Source organism: Bacillus sp. GbtcB10, from assembly GCF_019091365.1.
GTDB lineage: Bacteria > Bacillota > Bacilli > Bacillales > Bacillaceae > Bacillus > Bacillus altitudinis.
In genome coordinates, this window is record NZ_JAGXJP010000005.1 from 174,187 (window position 1) to 192,452 (window position 18,266).

Consider the following 18,266-nt stretch of genomic DNA (forward strand, 5'->3'; position numbering starts at 1 on the left):
AAATATTGTATATACTCTATATATACATTATATACACACTAAAAAAATATTCAACTCCTTTTATGAACTTTTTTGAATGCGATCCAAATAAAAAACCGCACAGCTCTTCAGCCATGCGGTTCCTCAACAAATCAATTTATCTCCAATATACCCATTTTCCCATAAGCCATTCCACAGGCCCTCTTCTCCATTTTTTCAAATAGAGATAGCTGATGAAGAGCTGTGCTGTGTAAAGTCCGACAGCAAGCAGCAATCCAAACATTGAGCCCATTTGTCCGAATAACCCAAGTCCGTAAGAATAGAAAATCGTTGTACAAATAATTGATTGTGCTAAATAGTTTGATAAAGACAATCGGCCAAGTCCTGCAAGCAGACGTTTCAACCCTTGTGCAGCCTTTGAATAGTAAAAGACAATAAAAGCTTGAATATAACCGATCGTCAGGATATAGGCTCCTAACGTTAACACCATTTCACTCCAAGGAGCATCACTGAACGTTGCGCATTTTAAAGCGAGCCCGATGATAATCACCCAAACCCAGCCTTTACGATACGCCATCCCTCGATCTTCTTCTGTCAGATGACCTTTTTTCCCGATCGCCATGCCAAGCAGTGCAAATGGCCCCACCATGATCGTACCGAATAGAAAACCCAAGATCGGCATCATCGTAATGGTCACGATCGCCATAATAATGGTCACAATCATCATATCGTCTTCAATCGTCACCCGACTCAATAAAATATCACCGTATGCACCCTTCGCATACACATCAGTTAATAAATCATCATTTCCATACACAAAGGTCATCAGATATGGTAAAACCACTAATGACAAAGCACCTAACACACCTGACCAAATCAGCATTGTTTTGATCCGGCTGCTTAAAAACATCAACAAGAAAAACGTACATGCTCCATAATATAAGAGAATATCACCATTCCAAATGAATATGTAATGCATCATCCCAAGCACAATAAGACCAAAGCCGCGGCGGACGACGATGGCATTCGTATTCAGCCCCTTTGCCTTTGTAGATTCAATCAGTTTGATAAAAGAATACCCAAACAAAAAGGAGAAAATCGGATAAAATGACCCCTGGAACAAGATCTCCGTCACATATACCCCAAACTCCTGTCCCCATATGTTCGGATCAAACATCTTCTCAAAATCATAATCATATTGAAAATTAAGCATATTCACAATCAAAATACCTAATAAACTAAAACCACGTAAACTATCAATAAATTCAACCCTAGATCCCTTCAACACGACAGCTCCTTCGGAAAATATAAAAATAAAGCATATTTATCCTACCACACTTTTAAAAAATTGGATCTCATACCCATATGAAAAACCGTGTTTTAAGGTAAATTTAATAAAAAAACCTAGAATTTATATTCTAGGTATCATACTTATGAATGATGACTTATTTCTTCCTTCCAAAGCACACGCTTCACATAAAACAAAATCCCCAATCCAAACAAAATCAACGGCAACTCCCAGTCCGCAGAAACCGGCAGCCATTTCAACATCATGAGAATCAGCAAAACAGCTCCCACACCTGCATAAAAGACCACCGTTTTTTTCAATTCTTGGTTTGATTGAAACAAAACGCTCTCCTCCATAACCCTAATTATGATCGTTTTTCTAGTTTTTTTAATATCTTTTCCCAGCCGGTATCTCCCATTTTCCGATCAATTAATTGTCCCTCTTTATCTATGAGGCAAAAACTTGGTAATCCTTGAATTTTATATTTTGTGACAATCTCATAATCTTGATCCAACACAATGGGAGCAATGAGATTCTTTTCCTCCGCATATTTCGAAACAACCTCTATCGATTTTTCTTCTTCCGTATATGGAACATGGACACAGGTTAAATGGATACTCAACTGATCCACACTATGTAGAATGTGGTCGGTTAATTCTTCACAATGCGGACAGTTAACTGACCAAAAATAAAGAAGATGAGTATGCTCTTCAGGTAAACACCGATGATGTGAAGAATGAATCCAAGGAAGGTGCTCAGGCCATTTAAGTATTTGCGTTTCCACTACCCATCCCCCTTTTCTTTTAATTGAAAAGCGATGATTTTTCCTAATGCCTCTTCTGCGGCAAAAGGTGCCACATTTCCTGATGGATTCTCTTGTTCCTGTTTTAGGCACTCGTACATATTTTTTTCGATTTTTGATGGGTCAATCCAAGAGATACACCACGACGCCCAAAAACAAGTAGGACCCTTATAACGCTTTGCCAAAGGCAGAAGAAATGGCAAACTAGGCTGACCAATTCTCATGAGTGAGATCGCAGCCGCCATTCTTGTCTCCTCTTCTTCACTTTCTAACAGTTTGGCAAGAGCTTCTGCTGCGTCCCCTGCATCTGCTCCAAATTCACCAAGAACCGCTGCTGCAATATTCCGCAAAGAACCCTCTTCTTTTAAGGCTTCAACAAGCACTGGCACTGCCTCTTTTCCTGATTTCCTTAACTCCCCCATGGCTTGAACGATCGTTACTTCATTGGTATTGACTAAACGTTGAACCGATTGGGATAGCTTATCTTCTGGTTTCATGACAATCAACTCCTCTTTTTAATGAGTCCCACGGCATCGATAACACATCACATAACATACACATCCAGCAAATACACATGTCATCGTTGTAAACCAGCCATTAGTGAACAGATGAATCCCAATGATGACTGTAGCACTTATGACAGATCCGATGAGCAATGATCGATAATAGATGCCCAAAGAAAGACTCGCTTCTCGTCTCAAAGGTTGCGTAAAGGCAAAGAGCCGTATGGTCAAAAACCAAATATAAACCCCTACCCCATAAATGGCCCAATACAATACATCATGAATCTCTAACAAGATAAGAGAAATCAAGTAGACACCATACAACCAAAAGGTTTGAAACACTTCCAATAGAAGAATCTTTTGATATAAAGCACCCGGAAAAAGATACAGTACTCCCGTTTGCCCGTGTCTTACAATCCCAGCGTAATATGAACTGAGCAGGACAGATACACCAATGACCAGAAAGAATAGAGTCAACCAATCTGAAAAATAAGAACTGACGACATAGTAAGTACCGATCAACAGCATGGTAGATAACAGGTGGAAGGTAGCATACTTTTTGATCATCAATATTTCTAGCCAAAGGAAAGCCCAGATGCCCGTTAATGATGAAAGCCCCCACCACGTCTTGCTTTTCTTTGGACTTATTGGATTTACATGAACCTGTTTCCCCTCAAATTCCTCCCAAAATGCCGCCTCTTTGACTAACGACTCCATCATCTCTATACGATGACTCGACCTGTACATCATCATGAAAGATAAAATCATCACTCCAAGTAATATCAATACAGAAATGAATGAAAACTCCTCTATCATGCGTCCGACTTGATACATCAAAGAAGCAGATATCTCCATCATTGACGACTGTTTCAATATCAATTGATTCATAATAAGCAATGAAAGACAACCAAACATCAGTATAAAACCAATGAAGAGCACTCGCTTATATACTTGAATGGTTCTTGCACAAGATACCGCAATCATCCATGTTTCGATCATACATAACAGCGCTGTTAACAGGAGTGATTTACCAAGTAGAAAAAAGTACTGCTGCGTTAAACAAAGAAGGAGGATATCAGCCATCACAGCAGAAACAATAAGAAGAGCACATCGCCAAAAAATGTGATATACCCATACACTCATCACAACTGTCCATAAAGAAGCACCACTTCCATACAACCACATGATATCGTTCATCTGACTAGGCAGCCTATTCGAAAACAAGCCAAAGCCAGTATAAAGAACAAATAAAACGACAATGATCCATCCAGCTGTACTTGCATTCCAATCGCCCATACTTGAGACTGCGCTCAGCTGAAAACCGATGGCAGCCATCATAAGTAGCAAGATCAGAAAGGGCATTTTCTTTTCTTGATTTTTACTGATCAAGCGCCTTTGGGATTTCATCCATAAAAGGGAAAGCGTGTTATTCACTAGACCACTCCCCTAGAAGTTGAATGACTTCTGTCCGCCACTTCATTTGTTCTTCCTGCTGCTTAGGAACAGCGATATTTTTCATGATGGCACCGTCTCGAATCAATATCACCCTACTAGCCGTATCAAGAACAAACTCTAGACTATGAGTGGACACAAGAACCGAACCACCTTGAAGGCTCTTCTGTATCAGCCAATCTGACAGCCATTGTTTCGAAGGGATGTCTAACCCAACAGTCGGCTCATCTAAAATAAAAAGGGAGGCATCTTGCACAATGGCCCCTGCTAAGACGACACGCTGTTTTTGACCTCTTGAAAGCCTTCCGCACAATTCGTTCATCTTCATTTCGATATGTACTTCTTTCAACGCCTCAAATACCTTTTCTTTGATCTGTTTTAAACCTTTATGATAGCCTCTCGCACGAAATTGAACATGTTCAGCAACCGTTAAATCTGGGTACAAATATGGCTGATCTGGAATAAGAGCTACTTTTTTTTGGACATGGGAATGACCAGGAGGAAATCCCTCTATGAGTATTTCCCCTTGATCAGGTTGATAGAGACCTGTTAAACATCGAATGGTTGTCGTCTTCCCCGCACCATTAGGCCCAAGCAGCGCCACAACCTCCCCTGCTTCAATGGAAAATGAAAGACCCTCTATCCCATCACCATTGCTATATCGTTTGCTTACATTCTGAACCTCCATGAATGGCATCAAATCTCTCCCTTTTATTAGAGTGATGTATGCTGATCTATGGTGTTTTTACGGTGGAATGTAAATGTAATTAGAGCCACTTATCATTTACCACAATATTACCATATGAGGTATAAAAGGGTAAGAGGATTATAATCATTTAAAATACTAAAAGATAACAAAACAAAAAAGATTGGGCATCAATCATCCCAACCTTTTATCTATTAAATAAACCAATTCAAACCGTATCCATATCCCGACAAGCCCATGCATCCACCTCGACCTTTAAAGCAGGTGAAGCCAAAGCCACCACATAAATCATCGTCATACAAGGCAGGTGATCTCCTAAAAACTGACCCATGATTCGTTTTCTACTCTCAGCATCAAACTCACCTACAAAATAAAACACAAGCTTCGTTATATCTTCCACTTTCATATCTGCCGCTTCTACATTGCGTTTTACATTCTCTAACGCTAGCTCGAGCTGTTCCATCGGGCTCGCTGGGATGGTTCCATCGACTTCCATCCCCACTTGCCCTGATAAGGTTAACCACCGCTGCGGCCCTGTTGTCTCTATTTGATGGATGTACGGTGCAACTGGTGCGTGAATGGTCTCAGGATTACGTGATGTTTTCATTGATCAAACCCCTTTTCTGAAAATACAATCAATTTCCACCTATCATACCAAACTTTCTTCCCATCCTATCTGTATATGCTCCGAACGAAGCAAAAAAAAAAGACCTTTCTTCAAAAGAAAGACCTCTCTAAAATGATGACCCGCTCCGATGCTCAATTTGATGAATCCAATTCAAATCCGCCTCTAAATGAAGTAGCGTGCCAGAAATCAATAAGTACCGACTCTCATCACCTTGCATAAGACATTCCGTTTTCAGCTTCGTGAGTTCCATCACATCTTTCATGATGACGGCTTTCTGCTGCTGAAGCATTTCTTTTTCTTGATGAAATCTGATTTTCCGTGCACAGCCCCATTTAAAGTGAAAATCATCCTTTGCAGCATGATATGGAATAGGTGCCAACAGCCATGATTCCAGCTCTTGTCTGCCTTCTTCCGTCACGTCGTACAGCTTTCGATCTTGGTCATCTATTCCCACTGCTGTCACCAATTGATCACGAATTAACCGATCAAGCGTCGTGTAGATTTGACCCGGGTTGATTTTTCCTTTTATTCCGAGCAATGACTCCAGCTCTAGCTTTAATTCATATCCATGATGTTGCTGCTGACAGAGCGATGTTAAAATTCCGTATTTCACTGACATATGATTTAACCTTCTTTGAGAGATGATATCATCTCTATTTTACTCGCTGTCGCACTAGAAATCCACGAAGCCGCTAAACTGAGTGCAATTCCTGCGATCACTGCCAGCATTAGATGCACAAACGGCAATTGGAATGAAACAAATCCACCCAGCCAATCAGATTGGCTTGAAATATATAGAAGAATCACACCAAATAAAATGCCGCCAATCACACCTGTTAACCCAATGAGCACACCTTCTCCGACGATCATTTTTCTCACCTGCTGCTTTGTCAGCCCCAGCGCCCGCATGGTGCCAATCTCAGATGTTCGTTCAAGCGTGTTCATCAGCAGTGTATTGGCTGTTCCAATGCTCGCGAGCCCCATAATGAAAATGAGCATCATAGAAATTAACTCGTTCATACCAGTGAAAGCCGATGTCGTTGATTCAATCTCATCCTCTACTGTTTTCACCTTTGAAAGCCGCTGTCCAAAGTCTTCCCATAGCTGATCTCGTAAAGACTCACCGGCACCTTTGTCTTTTAACGTAAGCAGGATATCAAGAGGCTGCGCCCACCCTAAATCCTCTTGTAAAAATGTCTGATCGACAAATGCCACATAACCCGAATGATGAGAAGTCTTGACCACATCAATGACTTGTAACTGTTGCCGGCCAGAAGGTGCATTGAGATACACACTCTCTCCAATACGCCCACCCCATTCATCAAACGCACGCTCTCCTAACACGATAGAAGGCGTTTCTGATAATCGTTGATACAAATCGCCTTTATTGTCACCTTCTATAAAAGACGGTCCCTTTTCCTCTACGCCGATCAGAGAAAATTGTCTTTTCTCTCCATCAGCCGTTTCCCATGTCAAAGGAGCTGCTTCCATCATCGGTTCCACCCGTTCAACAGCCTCATAGGATGACAACTTTTCTTGATCCGCTTTCGTCCATGGCGCTTCAGAAGTAACCCTGAGATCACCGCCGTACGTTTGACGAATCTCTCTTTCGTAGCCGTCTGGAGCCGATTCAATGACCGCACTTAAAAGCAAGATCACAGCAATCCCAACAGCTAGAATCGCCGCCGTATTGGCATTTCGATTCAGTTGCTGCGTGACATGCTGCGAGGATAGATGGCCCGGGTAACCAAAGACAAACTTCAAAAGAGGCGCCAACAACCGGTTCATAAAGAGCAGAAAAAACGGGAATAACAGAAACATGCTGGCTAAAATGCCAGGATAAGCAGCCGGATGATCCACCCATACAAATGAAAGCAATCCTATCCCTATCACCGCTCTAATGACCGATTGTTTTTTCGGTGTAGAAGTTTGGGTAGTGGATTTTAAAGTCAGCAGCACAGACGTTTTCCCTGCATGATAGATCGGAAATAACGAAAACAGCACAGGGAACACAATACCAATGATCACTGAAATTACAACAGGCACTTGCCAATCTAACGAATACACCATATCAAAAGCGAACACACCAAGCAGTGTTTGCATGAACACATCTCCAAGCCAAACGCCAATCGGCACCCCAATGGCTGTTCCAATACATGCCAAGATCAAAACCTCAATCAACATCAGCTTAGAAACAGAGCCCTGCGTATAACCAAAGCTCTTCATAATCGCAAATTCCTTTTTCCGTTCCATCACACTCGTATAAATCATATTAAACACGATAAAACCGCTCATAAACATCGACAGCCCTGCGATGAGGTAAAAGAACGTGTACAATCCGCCAATGTCATTACTTTGCCGGTCATCCGCCACCACAGGCTGGACAAAAACATCGGCATCCTTGAACTCTTTCTGTAAAGATTGAAAGAGCTGTTCCCCGCCTTCATTTGTCTGAAATCTTATATAAGAAAGCTGATCATCCATTCCCGTCCAGTCTCTCAATATATCAAGCGGCGCCATCACACGAAAGCTCGATGATTCTGCACTCTTCCAGTCACTCGGACTTGAAAGCAGCTGTGTATATTCCACAATGGCAGATACCTTCGCTTCGCCCAAATCAGAAAAACGAATGGTATCTCCCACTTTTTTATTCAGCAGCTTCGCCACAACATCTGGTATGACCAACCCCTGATTATCCAAACGCCCTTCAATCACAGGCAGCTTCAGTAAAGAGCTCGTTTGATCTTGTACTCCGGTAATTCGCACCGCCCGTTGGTTAAGAGAGTGATCACCTTCTACATCAAAAAACGTCTGTTTATCCAGCGCTAATAATGATCCTGTCACATCAGGATGCTTTAAAATGGAGGAGATCTGTTCCTCATCATACGTATGATCATCACTCAACACCCAATAATCTGCATCAGCGACATACATTTGCTCATAGTATTGAAACACATCATTTGTCGTTCGATCGGCAATGAGCATCGACGTGACAAAAGCGATCCCCACCATGATGCCTAAGACAGAAATGGCGAACCGCTTTTTATGCTGAATCATGTTACGCCATGAAATTCGCCACATACTGAGCATAATCATCATCCTTTCTAGAGATCACTTGATCAATAACACCGTCTTTAAAAAGGATGATTCGATCCGCAAATCCTGCTGCGAAAATATCATGCGTCACCATGATAATCGTCTGCTTGCTTTCTCGATTGAACTTGCACATTAACGCCAAAATATCCTCCGCTCTATGCCGGTCCAAGTTCCCCGTCGGCTCATCTGCTAACAGCACTGACGGCTGATTGACTAGAGCTCTTGCAATCGCTACACGCTGCTGCTGCCCGCCGCTCAGCAAACTAGCCCGTTTCCGCCCAAGTCCATTCAAGCCAACAGCCTCTAACAGCTCTACAACCGTCTGTTGATTCTCCTTTGTTAAACGTCCATCTGCATGCAGCGGAAACGCCACATTTTCTTCGACAGTTAATGTAGGCAGCAGCTGATAATTTTGAAACACAAACCCAATCTGTTTTCTTCGGAAAATCGTTCTCTCTTTCTCATTCATCTCACTCAACTGATGTTCATTTATCAAAATCTCTCCATCTGAAGGCAGATCAAGCCCGCCTAACAGCTGAAGTAATGTACTTTTTCCAGAACCACTCGGTCCCATCACCGCTACAAACTCCCCTTCTTCTACCGTCAAATCAACGCCCCTCAACACCTCAGTCCGCTCCTGGCCTTGAAAGAATTCCTTCTTCACATTCTTGATCTGAATCATCTGCAAACTCCTCCCATTCCTTTACGGAGTAATTATATACTAAGTATATATTATTTCAATATTTAAATCATGATAATATGTATTTACGCCTTATTTTTTACTTACTAAATACATAAAAAACCCTCTAGATTTTCATATCCAAAGGGTACACCATGCTATAATTCTTGTTTTCTAAAAAGAAACCATCCGCTGAGAAAAAAGAAACCAATCAATACCGATACACCTAGAAAGCTTGTAAGTGCCTGATCCGAATAAGCCCCTCTATGAATCATCTCCTCAGCCGCACTTGTGACGCCTTTAGGTGCAAACTTCCCTAATGTATCCTCATAAAACGAAGGAACGGTAAACAGGATGAGGTTGATCAAAAGGGAAACGCCGCCCGCAGTCACTGAGCGCTTAAAGAAAGCCGATGCACAAATGGTCGACACCACAATGAGCAGTAGGTTTGGATAATACAAAAGCGTTCCTTTTAACACATCGCCCCAAGCCACATGCCCAAATTGAATGTCCACATAATAAACGGAAGCAAGCACCGCCACTATCAAACTAAACAAAGTTAAACAGGCATAGGCACATATTTTTGAGGCATAATAACTCATTCGACTGATCGGTTTCACCATAATCATCGCCGTCACCCCAGAGGCACGCTCTCCAGCAATCGTCCCCATCACAATCATAATGAGGATAAACACGCCGAGCGAATCAAATTTACTCAATGCACTGGCTAAAGCTTCTCCAGCACTAGGCTCTGGTATATAAAATGTAGACCCTTCTGGTAAATTAGCCGATTTCGATAAAAGATCTGGCAGCATTTTGAGTGTAATAGGCTGTGTGATCATTAAAATCGTAAAAATGATCGGCACAAATAAGATTTTATAACTAGTGAATAACTCCCTAAATTCCTTTTTCAACATCATCATGCCGTCACAACCTTCATGAAAATATCTTCAAGCGTTAGCTTAGATAATCGATATTGGATAAGAACACCGCCTGTTTCAGTAATGAGACCCGGCAGCTCCTTCAATGCCATTTGTTGATCGTTGACTCGCACCTGATAAGCGTCTCCTGTCTCCATGCATTCCTCCACCCAATCCCGTTCTTTTAACAAAGCCATTAGTTTCGTATTCTGTTGTTTTAATTGGAATTCAATCACGGGCTGGATATAGTCTTCTTTGAGCTGTTTCATCGAAGAGGACATCTCAATTTTGCCGCTGTCGATCATGATAATATGATCCGCCACCCGCTCAATATCATCTAAAATATGGGTCGACATAAAAATCAGCATCTCATGCTTTAGACGCTCAATCAAAGTCAGGACGTCTTTTCTCCCCATGGGATCAAGTGCAGACACAGGTTCATCTAAGATGAGGACCTTCGGGCTATTGATCAGCGCCTGTGCAATGGCAAGCCTCTGCTTCATGCCTCCACTATAGCTGCCAATGGCACGATCCTTCGCCTCATACACACGGCAAAGCTTCAACAGCTCCTCTGTTTTGGAACGAATGATGTTTTTCTCTAAATGAAATAACCCGCCAACCCAATGCATCCATTCCTGCCCCGTCATATCCTGATAAAATGCAGGATGCTGCGGACAGTACCCAATCACCTGACTGATTTGATCCATGTCCTTTGTGGCATCAAAACCTGCCACCTTCACAACGCCAGATGTAGGACGAGCAAGCCCCGTCAAAATCCGGATCGTCGTTGTCTTCCCCGCTCCATTGGCTCCTAAAAAGCCAACACATCCAACCTCCCCAACAGAAAACGAAACATCTTTTAACACTTCATGCCGTCCATACGATTTCGTCAGCCCGTAACACTCCAACATATTCAAGCGAATCCCCCCTACTAAGATTGTTTACGACCAAAAATGAAATACGTAATAGGACCAGCACTCGCCACAAACACAATCACCAAAGCCCAAACCCACTTCACCTCTCCCCTGATTCTCGACGGATCTCTTTTCAACAAATCAAACAAACCAATCACCATTAAAATTGCTTGTAGTAAAATAAGAGGTAAAATCATCTTCATGTCCATACACGCCACTCCCTTTTCAAACGCCAATTTGTTTTGGTATTACTTTTTTTGACGACATGAAGAGAGAATTCGTTCAAATGGATTTTATTTTTATTGGTCGAATGGTCTATAAATATAAAAAAGCCCAGTGAAGTTTATTCACTGGGCTCGCTTGTGATGTTCATGACGAAGCTCGCAAAATCTTTTCCATTTTCTTTCCCTTCGCTAACTCATCAATCAGTTTATCTAGATACCGAATATTTTTCATGGTTTCTTCCTCAATGTCCTCTACCCGTACTCCACAGATGACTCCTTTGATTAAACTGCGGGAAGGATGAAGTTCAGGAGCCTCGGCAAAAAAAGTTTCAATGTCTATCTGCTTGTCCAACTGTTCCTCAAGCTCTTCTGGACTGTAGCCTGTTAACCAACAAATAATCGTATCGACTTCAGCTTTCGTTTTTCCCTTTCTCTCTGCCTTTGCGATGTAGAGAGGATAGACTTTTGCAAAGCTCATTGTGTAAATTTTAGGTTTGGTCATGTATCTGCTCTCTTTCTTCGTTAAATATTTAAACTGTCACGCTTTCTCAAGGGGACGCTCTCTCATTATGCACTTAGTATAATGTGTTAAAAATATAACTTATAAACGATGATATATGCCTTTATTATTTCTTTCATCTTTTTTGAAAGCTCTATATTTAAGAAATTGAACAATACAAAATCCAAGGAATACACCTATTGGTCCTTCACTTGAAACAGGACCACCAATTAAACAATAAGAAATGATAAACAATGCGATATAACCAATGAAGAAAAAAACAATTCCCCATTTTTCTTTTTTTACGTATCGAATAAAAATAATATTTCCCCCTAAAAATATTTATCATAATAGCAACATGGAAATAGTATCTATCAATCAAAGTTCAGCTTAAATCTTTCAACTGCTAGTTCTATTGACACAAAAATACCCCTTTAGACAATTATATCTAAAGGGGTATCAAAAATCCGATTTTATTTAATCCCTACTCCACCGTCACACTCTTCGCAAGGTTACGTGGTTTATCCACATCACACCCGCGGTGAAGGGCTGCGTAGTAAGCGATTAGCTGTAATGGGACAACAGATGCAAGTGGTGCAAGTGCTGGGTGTACAGCTGGAAGGACGAAACGGTCGCCTTCGTCTTCTAGGCCTTTTAGTGAGATGACACATGGGTTTGCGCCGCGTGCAACAACTTCTTTGACGTTACCGCGAATGCTGAGGTTCACGTGCTCTTGCGTGGCAAGGGCAATGACCGGTGTGCCTTCTTCAATTAAAGCAATGGTGCCGTGTTTGAGTTCTCCGCCAGCAAATCCTTCTGCTTGGATGTAAGAGATCTCTTTTAGTTTGAGTGAACCTTCAAGGCACACATAGTAGTCAAGTCCTCTTCCGATAAAGAATGCGTTACGTGTCACTGTGAAGAAGTCACGAGCGATTTGTTCCATTTCATCCTTTTGATCGACAAGGGCTTCCATTGCGTTTGCCACAATCCCAAGCTCTTTCACAAGATCAAAGTCAAGAGATTGACTATTTAATTCAGCTGCAACAGATGCAAGGATCGCAAGAACAGCGATTTGTGCTGTGTAGGCTTTTGTTGAAGCCACTGCGATTTCTGGTCCTGCATGAAGAAGCAATGTGAAGTCTGCTTCACGAGAAAGCGTAGATCCTGGTACGTTTGTGATCGTTAATGCTTTATGACCAAGTTCTTTGACTTGAACAAGTACAGCACGGCTGTCCGCAGTCTCCCCAGATTGAGAAAGGAAGATGAACAACGGTTTTTTCGATAGAAGCGGCATGTTGTAAGAAAATTCACTTGCTACATGGACTTCTACAGGTACTTTCGCCCAGTCTTCAATGTATTGTTTACCAACAAGTCCAGCATGGTAGCTCGTTCCGCAAGCCACAATATAGATGCGGTCTGCTTCTGCTACTGCGCTTGCGATATCGCCAGCGACTGATAACTTGCCGTTTTCGTCTTGATATTCTTGGATGATTTTGCGCATCACTAGCGGCTGTTCATCCGTTTCTTTTAACATGTAGTGAGGATATGTGCCTTTCTCAATGTCGCTTGCATCTAGCTCAGCGATATAAGAAGGACGTGTCATAATATCGCCGTCAAGGTTTTTAATAATAACCTCGTCTTTAGTAACAATGACCATTTCTTTATCCATTAATTCCGCATATTCGTTTGTTACTTGAAGCATCGCCATTGCGTCAGAAGCCACAACGTTGAAATCTTCGCCGAAACCAACCAATAATGGGCTTTTGTTTTTCGCCACATAGATTGTTTCTTTGTTTTCGTTATCGAAAAGGGCAATTGCGTAAGAGCCTTTTAGTTGAAGAAGCGTTTGACGGAAAGCTTCCTCTGTATCAAGACCTCTATTCACAAATTGTTCGATGACTTGAACAACAACCTCTGTATCTGTGTCGCTTTTTAGTGTGACGTCTTGTAAATATTCGCGTGTCAATTGTACATAGTTTTCGATGACACCGTTATGAACAAGCGTAAAACGGCCAGAAGCACTTTGATGCGGATGCGCATTTAGATGGCTTGGTACACCGTGAGTTGCCCAGCGTGTATGTCCAATTCCTGCTGAAGATGCCACGTTTGCATCAACGACTTCACGAAGCTCAGCGATACGTCCTTTTTCTTTGAACACATGCACGCCTTCTTCGTTTGCCACAGCGATACCTGCTGAGTCATACCCACGGTACTCAAGCTTCTCTAAACCTTTTAATAAGATTTCCTTCGCATCATTCTGACCAATATAACCTACGATTCCACACATAAATATTCTTCCTCCCGATCATGTGAAAGGGACAAAGAAAGCCTACTAAAATAGAAGGGACATTTCTTCGTCCCTCTCTACATGTTTAATTTGGGAGATCATGTGTATTCCCTTTGTACAAAGAGTCACCTCTTTGCTTTAAAGAAACACTTACGGCTGTGATCTCTATATTTGATCAGCCGGGAGGCATCCGCCGAAAAATTCGATAACCTCCATCCTCGTCAACTAAGCATCTGTCTCGTTCGATCGCTTAGTTCGGGCGCTATAATTATAAGAGTGGCTGAACATCTACCCTGCCTTTCCTGCTAGAATAAAAATCCAGTAACACAAGGATGATTGTACTATAAGGTCTGACCTCCGTCAATCACAATTTAGCGGGTGATCCCCATCATGTTAGAAAGTAAGACCTCCCTACACTATATGCGATGAGGCTTGTCACGTTCTACCTTTGATGTGCTCTCTTATGTATGAAAGCAAGCAGCAAATTGCCCTCGCTTATATGATTCGTATAGAACTTTCCTCTTATGACGTTTATTCGAAAAAAAAGCAAACCGCTGCTTAGCGATTTGCTTTGATCAATTACTCAATACTCATTTCTTCTTTGACAACAGCCGTAATGCGAGCCACGTATTCATCACACAGCTCTTTTGTTTTCGCCTCTGCCATGACACGTACAAGCGGCTCTGTTCCAGATGGACGAACAAGGATACGTCCGTCACCGTTCATCTCTTTTTCAACCTCTTGGATCACAGCTTTTACTTTTTCATTTTCTTCCACTTTATATTTATCGGATACCTTCACATTCACTAGAAGCTGCGGAAATTTCTCCATTTCAGCTGCAAGCTCTGACAATGTTTTTCCTGTTGCTTTTAGTGTATTCACCAGCATGATCGCTGAAAGCATGCCGTCACCTGTCGTATTATAATCAAGGAAAATCAAGTGGCCTGACTGCTCGCCTCCGACATTATAGCCATCCTTTTTCATCGCTTCGACCACATAGCGGTCACCAACAGCGGTTTGAATGCTCTTAATGCCTTGCTTCTCAAGCGCTTTATAGAAACCAAGGTTACTCATGACCGTTGACACGACCGTGTCATCCTTTAATCGGCCTTCACCCTTTAGATAACGTGCGCATATGTACATAATTTGATCGCCGTCTACAATATCACCTTTTTCATCGACTGCAATTAAGCGGTCGCCGTCACCATCAAACGCAAGACCAATATCGGCTCCTTTTTCTTTCACAAAAGCAGAAAGTGCCTCTGGATGAGTAGAACCTACGCCATCGTTGATATTCAATCCGTTTGGTGATGTTCCCATTGTTGACACATCTGCATCTAAATCTGCAAATAAATGTGTTGCAAGAGAAGATGTTGCACCATGTGCACAATCAAGCGCTACGTGAATGCCTGTGAAATCCTCGTCCGCTGTCTGCTTCAAGAATTGCAAGTACTTCTGACCGCCTTCAAAGTAGTCATTCACGGTTCCAAGATCGGCTCCCACTGGACGTGGCAATTCATCAACTGGCTGATCCATTAGCTGCTCAATTTCATTTTCCTGTTCATCTGACAGTTTAAAACCATCACCACCGAAAAATTTAATTCCGTTGTCTTGAACTGGGTTATGCGAAGCTGAAATCATGACACCTGCTTCTGCATCCATTGCCTTCGTTAAATAAGACACACCAGGTGTTGAGATCACACCTAAACGCATGACTTCAGCCCCAATTGAAAGTAAGCCTGCTACGAGTGCTCCTTCTAACATATGACCAGATACACGCGTGTCTCGTCCAACGAGTACCTTTGGACGTTCTTTATCCTTCGTGAGCACATAGCCGCCAAATCTCCCAATTTTAAATGCGAGCTCTGGCGTTAATTCGCTATTAGCCACACCCCTTACACCATCAGTTCCAAAGTACTTGCCCATGTTTCAATCGCTCCTTTTTTACCATTCAAGAGGACGCTGCGTCCTCTTTGTTATCTTCTTTGACCCGCTGTCTTTGACTTGATTCTTTTTTTGCTTTATCTTGTGTTGATTCCTTTTGACTCTTCTCTTCCTGATCATCATCGGATGATTGATCTTTCCGATCATTCGTAGAAGCCGGCTGATCTTCTGTATCAGTAGAAGTCAGTTTCACTTTGACCTTCGATCTAGATAATGTCCATGTCACATTTTGAGGGCCATTCACTTGTACTTTGACCTCATGTGTTCCTTCGTTTAAGTCCCCCACATTGATATAGGCTTCAATATCTGAAGCCTTTAGTTTATCAATTGCACTCTTTGAACCTTTTGCTGTTAGTGTGAGACGCCCAGAAGACGGACTCACAAAAGCAGAGCTAAGATCCTTGCTCAGACCCACGACAGAAATTGGGACATTATCGATCTTTTTTTCTTCAGCTGTTGCAACCTTCACTTTGATTTTAACAGTTTCAGGCGATACCTTTTTCACGCCATCTGGCAGTGGAATGTCGGCATCAATCTCTGTATCATCTTTAATCTTGCTTAGGTCCAGCTTAACGCCGTCAATAAAATCAAGTGCATCCAGCACCTTTTGAGAACCGTAGACTGTCACCTCACTTGGGCTTGTCTCGATGCTTGAGATACTGATCCCATCTGGCAAGCTGCCCGTCCGCTCAATCTTAAATGGGACCTTCTTGCTTGGACTCGTAATCGGGACCGTAATATCTACCACAGACGGACTCACTTCGACTGGTAGCTCATTCCCACTGCTATCATACACAGTGAGCTTCGCTTCTTTCTCAATTTGCTGATCGACATCCTCTAAGTTCACAAATGCTTTAATGACAGAAATTTTGTCGATCACGTCTTTTGAGCCAGTAACCGTGACATTTTTCGGATTCACAATAGGCTGCTCTGGTGAATAGCCGTCTTTGATTTTATTTTGATTATAAAATTCCGTTTCAACAGGGAATTCAGCTGTCGTTTTTTCTTGTATCGTCACAGTCGTCACAGACGGATTAATCGTTAACGTGATTCCTTTCGATACATCTCTTGCCTTCAATTCGACTTTATGTGTACCTGTCGTCAGGTTTTGCATATCTGCGTAAATTTCAAAATTTTTCGTTTGTCTTGCTGTTTTCACAGCACTAGTTGATCCTTTAATCGTGACATTGACTGTCTGCGGCACACCAGTGACTACATACTTTTCGTCGTCATAATATGCTTTAACAGGAATGTCCGTTAAGGTTGCTTCGTCTGTTGTCGATGTTGGGAAAAAGGATTCACCGATTTTTTTCGGCGTGGGCGCTTGCGCTGAATTGACTGCACCATACAGCAATAAAGCGAAGACCAATGCAAGAAACTTAACGGCCCAGCGATTATTCAAAATCTTATCCATTTTTCTTGCCCCTCCAATACCATTTGGTCGAGGAAGCATCTTTGCTGTTCTTACTAAACTCAGCAATCAGCATTTCTTCAAGCGCTTCTTCTGTCAATTCTCGATGGAGATCACCATTTCTTGCGACACTAATGCCGCCTGTCTCCTCGGAGACAATAACGGTTAAACTGTCCGTTACTTCACTAATACCAACTGCCGCGCGGTGACGTGTACCGAGCTCCTTAGAGATAAAAGGACTTTCAGACAACGGTAAATAACACGCTGCAGCTGCAATCTCATCACGCTTCATAATCACAGCGCCGTCATGAAGCGGTGTATTCGGAATGAAGATATTAATCAGCAGCTCAGAACTGACCTTTGCATTTAAAGGAATTCCGGTCTCTATGTAATCATTCATCCCAGTATCGCGCTCAATCGTTAACAGCGCGCCTATTCTTCGTTTTGCCATATAGTTAATTGCTTTTGTAATTGCCTCGATCGTTTTCTGCTGCTGTTCCTCTACAGGTGTTCCGCTTCTAGAGAAGAAACGGCCGCGCCCAAGCTGTTCAAGCGCTCTCCTTAGCTCTGGCTGAAAAATAATAATGATCGCAAGGAACCCCCACGTAATCGCTTGATCCATCAGCCATTGAAGTGTGTTAAGACCGAGATACGCACTCCCCATCCTGACGAGAACAATGACGACAATTCCCTTTAAAAGCTGAACCGCTTTTGTTCCGCGGATGACCATCATTAATTTATATATCACATACCAAACAACGAGAATATCAACAGCATTACCGAGGTACTGCAAAAAAGGAATATCCCCTAAAGCCATTTCCTCGTCCTCCAGAATTTTCAGTTATTCTTCGTTCGATTCATTTTTTATAAAAAAAGAGCCTATGTGTAAGTACATAGCGTGGCTATTATACCACATTTTGTTTCAGCAAGGAAA

At 42.2% G+C, this 18,266-nt stretch carries 18 protein-coding genes; all 18 read right to left on the minus strand.

Translation table 11 applies throughout. The annotated features are described in order from the left end of the window. Positions 1 to 136: 136 nt before the first annotated feature. The 18 genes from KVT11_RS17305 to cdaA all read right to left on the minus strand — a co-directional run bounded on the left by KVT11_RS17305 (position 137) and on the right by cdaA (position 18,149). The gene (locus KVT11_RS17305) at positions 137 to 1,264 is read right to left on the minus strand and encodes a DUF418 domain-containing protein (RefSeq protein ID WP_081114865.1); all 1,128 of its coding nucleotides are present in this window, start codon (positions 1,262 to 1,264) and stop codon (positions 137 to 139) included. A 146-nt stretch (positions 1,265 to 1,410) separates the two neighbouring features. Continuing rightward, positions 1,411 to 1,608 carry a hypothetical protein gene (locus tag KVT11_RS17310; protein WP_081114866.1) on the minus strand — a complete coding sequence of 66 codons (198 nt, stop codon included), beginning with the start codon at positions 1,606 to 1,608 and terminating at the stop codon, positions 1,411 to 1,413. Positions 1,609 to 1,631: 23 nt separating this feature from the next. Then, positions 1,632 to 2,051: a TlpA family protein disulfide reductase gene (locus KVT11_RS17315; protein ID WP_041508146.1), complete on the minus strand. Its 420-nt coding sequence runs from the start codon at positions 2,049 to 2,051 to the stop codon at positions 1,632 to 1,634. Beyond that, on the minus strand, positions 2,051 to 2,566 hold the full coding sequence (locus KVT11_RS17320) for a HEAT repeat domain-containing protein (protein ID WP_041508145.1): 516 nt from the start codon (positions 2,564 to 2,566) through the stop codon (positions 2,051 to 2,053). The genes KVT11_RS17315 and KVT11_RS17320 overlap by 1 nt, the downstream gene beginning before the upstream one ends. 18 nt (positions 2,567 to 2,584) lie before the next feature. Beyond that, entirely contained in the window at positions 2,585 to 4,006 is a 1,422-nt protein-coding gene (gene skfF / locus KVT11_RS17325) for a sporulation killing factor system integral membrane protein (protein WP_217609091.1), read from the minus strand. Next, positions 3,999 to 4,721, minus strand: a complete 723-nt coding sequence (locus KVT11_RS17330) for an ABC transporter ATP-binding protein (protein ID WP_217609092.1) — start codon at positions 4,719 to 4,721, stop codon at positions 3,999 to 4,001. The genes skfF and KVT11_RS17330 overlap by 8 nt, the downstream gene beginning before the upstream one ends. A gap of 217 nt (positions 4,722 to 4,938) precedes the next feature. Then, a complete protein-coding gene (locus KVT11_RS17335) occupies positions 4,939 to 5,337 on the minus strand; it encodes a RidA family protein (protein WP_217609093.1) in 399 nt (132 codons plus the stop codon). A 127-nt stretch (positions 5,338 to 5,464) separates the two neighbouring features. Then, positions 5,465 to 5,977 (minus strand): PadR family transcriptional regulator, encoded by a 513-nt coding sequence (locus tag KVT11_RS17340; protein WP_217609094.1) that lies wholly within the window; start codon positions 5,975 to 5,977, stop codon positions 5,465 to 5,467. Between the two features lie 5 nt (positions 5,978 to 5,982). Continuing rightward, the gene (locus KVT11_RS17345; protein ID WP_217609095.1) at positions 5,983 to 8,448 is read right to left on the minus strand and encodes an FtsX-like permease family protein; all 2,466 of its coding nucleotides are present in this window, start codon (positions 8,446 to 8,448) and stop codon (positions 5,983 to 5,985) included. Continuing rightward, positions 8,417 to 9,136 (minus strand): ABC transporter ATP-binding protein, encoded by a 720-nt coding sequence (locus tag KVT11_RS17350; RefSeq protein WP_017366481.1) that lies wholly within the window; start codon positions 9,134 to 9,136, stop codon positions 8,417 to 8,419. Before KVT11_RS17350 ends, KVT11_RS17345 begins: the two co-directional genes overlap by 32 nt. A gap of 155 nt (positions 9,137 to 9,291) precedes the next feature. After that, entirely contained in the window at positions 9,292 to 10,056 is a 765-nt protein-coding gene (locus tag KVT11_RS17355; protein ID WP_217609096.1) for an ABC transporter permease, read from the minus strand. Next, complete coding sequence (locus KVT11_RS17360) at positions 10,053 to 10,970, minus strand: ABC transporter ATP-binding protein (protein ID WP_217609097.1); 918 nt, start codon at positions 10,968 to 10,970, stop codon at positions 10,053 to 10,055. Before KVT11_RS17360 ends, KVT11_RS17355 begins: the two co-directional genes overlap by 4 nt. A gap of 14 nt (positions 10,971 to 10,984) precedes the next feature. Further along, positions 10,985 to 11,176: a PLD nuclease N-terminal domain-containing protein gene (locus KVT11_RS17365; protein ID WP_217609098.1), complete on the minus strand. Its 192-nt coding sequence runs from the start codon at positions 11,174 to 11,176 to the stop codon at positions 10,985 to 10,987. A 160-nt stretch (positions 11,177 to 11,336) separates the two neighbouring features. Next, complete coding sequence (locus KVT11_RS17370; RefSeq protein ID WP_056703664.1) at positions 11,337 to 11,693, minus strand: DUF2200 domain-containing protein; 357 nt, start codon at positions 11,691 to 11,693, stop codon at positions 11,337 to 11,339. Positions 11,694 to 12,174: 481 nt separating this feature from the next. Beyond that, positions 12,175 to 13,977, minus strand: coding sequence for a glutamine--fructose-6-phosphate transaminase (isomerizing) (glmS, locus tag KVT11_RS17375; protein WP_217609099.1), 1,803 nt, complete (start codon positions 13,975 to 13,977; stop codon positions 12,175 to 12,177). Positions 13,978 to 14,556: 579 nt separating this feature from the next. Next, entirely contained in the window at positions 14,557 to 15,903 is a 1,347-nt protein-coding gene (glmM, locus tag KVT11_RS17380; protein ID WP_217609100.1) for a phosphoglucosamine mutase, read from the minus strand. A 25-nt stretch (positions 15,904 to 15,928) separates the two neighbouring features. After that, entirely contained in the window at positions 15,929 to 17,335 is a 1,407-nt protein-coding gene (locus tag KVT11_RS17385) for a CdaR family protein (RefSeq protein ID WP_035704327.1), read from the minus strand. Then, complete coding sequence (gene cdaA, locus KVT11_RS17390; protein WP_008344027.1) at positions 17,328 to 18,149, minus strand: diadenylate cyclase CdaA; 822 nt, start codon at positions 18,147 to 18,149, stop codon at positions 17,328 to 17,330. Before cdaA ends, KVT11_RS17385 begins: the two co-directional genes overlap by 8 nt. Between the last annotated feature and the right edge of the window lie 117 nt (positions 18,150 to 18,266).